Origin of the sequence: Paracoccus sp. S4493 (assembly GCF_000967735.1) — a bacterium.
GTDB classification, from domain to species: domain Bacteria; phylum Pseudomonadota; class Alphaproteobacteria; order Rhodobacterales; family Rhodobacteraceae; genus Paracoccus; species Paracoccus marcusii.
Window position 1 is genome coordinate 1 of record NZ_JXYF01000417.1, and the last position, 424, is coordinate 424.

A 424-nucleotide genomic window follows, 5' to 3' on the forward strand; every position below is an offset into this window, starting at 1 on the left:
CGGGCGCGCGGGGCAGGGGCATCATTCACGCCAAAGCTGCGCCACCCACGGGGTTGGCCGGACATAATGGCGCAGATGCTTCAGGAAACCCTCGCGCCGCTGGCCGGTGAAGGCCGCGCGCAGGTGATCCAACGGGGCGCGGGCCTCGTCGGCCTCGTCCCATCGGCCAAGGATCGCGTCGGGCGGGTTCAGGCTGCCGGGGAACATCACGATGCGCGTCCCGCGCGGAATCTTGGGATCGCGCAGATAGTTCAGCGGGAATGTCGGCACGCAGTGAAAGCGGAAATGGGCCAGCCACCCGCGCGGCCAGAACTTGACCCCGCCCGGGGCATTGCGGGTGACAAAGCGCTGTTCGTACTTGTACATGTCAGCGGCGGCCTGTGGGTCGGCGGCAAAGATCTTCTGCAGCGGGGCCAGGTTGCCG

The 424-nt window shown here is 67.9% G+C and carries 1 pseudogene; it reads right to left on the reverse strand.

The features are described 5' to 3' along the window. Positions 1 to 21: 21 nt before the first annotated feature. Positions 22 to 424, reverse strand: a pseudogene (locus TW83_RS21500) (glycosyl transferase); the annotation flags it as partial.